This is a genomic window from Aestuariivirga sp. (assembly GCF_037139295.1).
Lineage (GTDB): Bacteria > Pseudomonadota > Alphaproteobacteria > Rhizobiales > Aestuariivirgaceae > Aestuariivirga.
Genome location: NZ_JBAXGR010000207.1, coordinates 1 through 3,303 on the forward strand (window position 1 = coordinate 1; position 3,303 = coordinate 3,303).

Sequence of the window (3,303 nt, forward strand, 5' to 3'; positions counted from 1 at the left end):
TCGATCTTAGTCGAGCGTTTCTTAAGATTTTTCAGTGCCTTGTCTTTGTCCACGAGGCCTCCGGTGTGCTGTCCCATGGGGGACATATCACGGCTAAGGCGGCCCGTTTACAATCGATAATATCCGGCTTGGTGCCGCTCTACCTGTCTGCCCACGTGGCACGCTCATGTGCCGCGCAATTCGAGAGGCAGACATGGAAGATTTTGTTGAGGCGGTGAACGAAGCGGCTGTGGCGGCTCCGATCATTCCCATGGCCAAGGTGCAGGTTGCTGCGACCGAAGCCGAGGGCATCGAGGCTCAGCGCCAGCGCGAGGCTGGTGCGTATGAGCGCATCGTTGCCCTGTCTGACCGCCGTGCCCATTGGCAGAACACGGTGTTCAAGGACAGCAACGACATGCTCTACGGCGTTCTGCAGGGCTGCTACAACCTCTACGCGGACATGACGGGCAAGTCGGTCGAGGCATCTGCGCTGCGCGGTGCGCTGGCGCTTCTGCTCAAGCAGCGCAACATCGAGGTGCGCGAGAGCACCCACACGATGACCAAGATCGTGCGCTGCGTGTTCGACGGCGACCGCCGCCGCATCAGCGCTTACTCGCGTGCGCTGCGTGCTGCGCTCGACAAGAAGGTGCCCGCCGCGAAGCTGGCCGTCTTCATCTACGAAGCTGGCGGCGTTGAAGAGCTGCGCCTCGGCAAGCCTGGCAACGCCATGTCGCCCGCCGACAAGGCCGAGCAGGTGAAGGAGGCGATCAAGGCGAAGAACATCGGCGTGTTCGACGCCGCTGCGGTCTCGGATCAGCTCGATCACGCCGCCGTGGGCAACATGCGCATCCTGATCGCCACTCAGGACGCTTCCGCGAAGTTCACGGTCAATGCGGTCATCTCGTCCGCATCTGCGCTGAACGCTGCACTGGTGGCCTACTACTCGGCCAACAAGGACAGCCTCAAGTCTGATGGTTCGGCCAAGGCGCAGAGCGCGAAGGCCGTCGACGAGGAGGCGCTGCTCGAAGCGCTTGCTGCTGAGGCCGCATCCGCACAGGCAGCTTAACAGATCAGAACGCTTGGGGAGGCCTCTATGTGGCCTCCCCTCCCGCAACTTTCCAGCAAAACTCCAACTGAGAGAGCAACATGGCCAAGGCTGCCTTCGACTACACACCAAAGTCGCTCGCCGACATCGTCTTCTGCGATGAACTCAATGAGCGCAAGATCACCGACATCATCAACGGCTACACGGCATTCCCCAACGCCGATGTGAGCGCGATCCTGCTCTATGGCCCTCCTGGCACGGGCAAGTCCACATTGGCGGCGATGTTGCCAGACCTGATCGAGACGACCCTCGGCGGGCCAACGGGCTGGCATAGGTATGAACGCATCTATGCTCCCAAGAATGACGCCCCGCTTATCGAAAGCCTGGCTTGCACCGCCGAGACGATACCGTTTGGCCACTACCAGTATATCGTGCTGGACGAGCTTGATGAGCTCACCCCCCGTGCCATGGACGGATTGAAGTCCATCATGGCCTTCCGCACTGCAGTGTTCATTTTCGCGACAAACCGCGTCCATAAGATTGATGACCGCGTCAAAGACAGGTCGATCATGGTGGACTTCCGCGCCGCATCGCCTGAGCGCTGGCTGCCCTTCGCGCGGCGTGTGATGGCCGATTATGGCGTGCATGACATCACCGATGCGGCTTTGGTTCAGGTGGTCGCGGGCCAGAACGGCAGTGCACGGCGCATCACAAACATCCTCATCAACTTCGCCAACAAGGTCCGCGTCAAGCGCGGCCTGCAGACGCTCTAACAACGAAGCGTAATCCACGGCAATTCCACGAAGGGGGTGTCGATGCATTCGGCACCCCTTTCCCTTTGGCTTCAACCCCAGATCAGTTGGCCCGCCGTTGGTATCGTCGTTTCAAAACGACCATCATCGCAGCCCCCAACATCAATGTCGTTTCAACGCGACATCCTACCCAGCCCGCCGCCCAAGCTGGTCGCCAGCGCCAGCGGCGTCGCCTGCTTCCCGTAATACTGCTGGATCATCTCCACGCTGGTGCCCATGTTACGTGCGATGTCATAGACGCCGATGCCCCTGCGCAGCGATTGCACGGCATAGAAGTGCCGCAGGCTGTAGAGGCTATACTTCTCACCCGCAGAGCTGCGCTCGATCCCCGCCGCCTCGGTCACCTTGTCGAACTGGTCGATCAGCGTGATGATCCTGTGGCCGTCTCGCATTGCGAACAGCCAATCATCTGGTTGCGGATCGGACTTGCCCGCGATGATGCGGTCGATGTAGCGCTTGACAGGCCAGCGGGGGATCACGTCACGCTCCCCCGTCTTGCCCCTGACCACCAGCCGATAGTTCCTGCGCCCCAGCTGGTCCACGAAGGGGTGTATGTCACGGATGCGCAGGTTGTTGGCCTCACCCACACGCATGCCCGAGTTTGCCAGCACCAGCACGTAATCGCGCAGCAGCAGCCGCGTGTGCAGGAACTCAGGGACCGTGCAGTCACGCACCCAGCGGTAGAGCCCCCTGACCAATCGCCTGTATTCCACGACCTCGAACGCGGGCCTCACCCGCTTGCGCTTGGCCGTGAACGAATAGGTCGGCAGCTGCATGGTGCCGCGATAGCCCCGCTCATGCGCCCACTTGATGATGGCCTTGCCCAGCATGACATCCCACTGGATGGTCTTGTCCTGCGGATAGCGCTTGGCATTGTGGTGCTTGAAGGGATGCGTGGTGTAGTAGTCGCGCCGCCACGACACGAACTCCCTGAGCTCCACATTGCCGATGTCAGTCAGCAGCCGATCCCCAGCAAAGGCCAGCCAGAACCTTCCCACACGCTCGATCTGCCGCAGGGCGTTCGCAGAGGTGCGGCCCTGCAGATGTTCCCTGCGCCTGTGGACCAGATACTCCTCGATGACGTCATCGAAGCGTCGGGATGCTGCGGGGATGCCATGCTCGCTGCGGAACTCCAGCTCATAGCCCAGCCGCTGCGCTTCCCTGATGGCGATCCCCTTGTTGGCCGTCTTCAGCGAACGGTAGAGGTATTTGTTCGGCCCGATGCCGATCCTGGCGTGGTATCGGCCACCGCGCTTGAACACGAGGATCTTGCCATCATGGATGCGGGCTGGATCTTCGACCACCTATGCCTAGCCAACGCCTAGAAATTGCTTCCAAGCGCAGCATATTGCCTAGGCTGCCTAGGTCCTACCGGAGACTTAAGTCGTTGAAATCACGACCTAAGCATACTTCCCGTGGCAGTGCTTGTATTAGCATGGGCCGTGCCCAGCGCCAGTGAGATCAGCG

The 3,303-nt window shown here is 60.8% G+C and carries 3 protein-coding genes; 2 read left to right on the plus strand and 1 reads right to left on the minus strand.

The features are described 5' to 3' along the window. Window positions 1–193: 193 nt before the first annotated feature. Complete coding sequence (locus WCJ41_RS20835; RefSeq protein ID WP_336907758.1) at window positions 194–1,045, plus strand: hypothetical protein; 852 nt, start codon at window positions 194–196, stop codon at window positions 1,043–1,045. Window positions 1,046–1,125: 80 nt separating this feature from the next. Next, window positions 1,126–1,797, plus strand: a complete 672-nt coding sequence (locus tag WCJ41_RS20840; RefSeq protein ID WP_336907759.1) for an AAA family ATPase — start codon at window positions 1,126–1,128, stop codon at window positions 1,795–1,797. Window positions 1,798–1,949: 152 nt separating this feature from the next. Here WCJ41_RS20840 and WCJ41_RS20845 read toward each other — a convergent pair whose 3' ends face one another. Then, window positions 1,950–3,140: a site-specific integrase gene (locus tag WCJ41_RS20845; protein ID WP_336907760.1), complete on the minus strand. Its 1,191-nt coding sequence runs from the start codon at window positions 3,138–3,140 to the stop codon at window positions 1,950–1,952. Window positions 3,141–3,303: the final 163 nt, after the last annotated feature.

Excerpts from the sequence above, each read along its gene's own strand:
- WCJ41_RS20835 (WP_336907758.1), top strand. The coding sequence starts at position 194 with ATGGAAGATTTTGTTGAGGCGGTGAACGAAGCGGCTGTGGCGGCTCCG.
- WCJ41_RS20840 (WP_336907759.1), top strand. The coding sequence starts at position 1,126 with ATGGCCAAGGCTGCCTTCGACTACACACCAAAGTCGCTCGCCGACATC.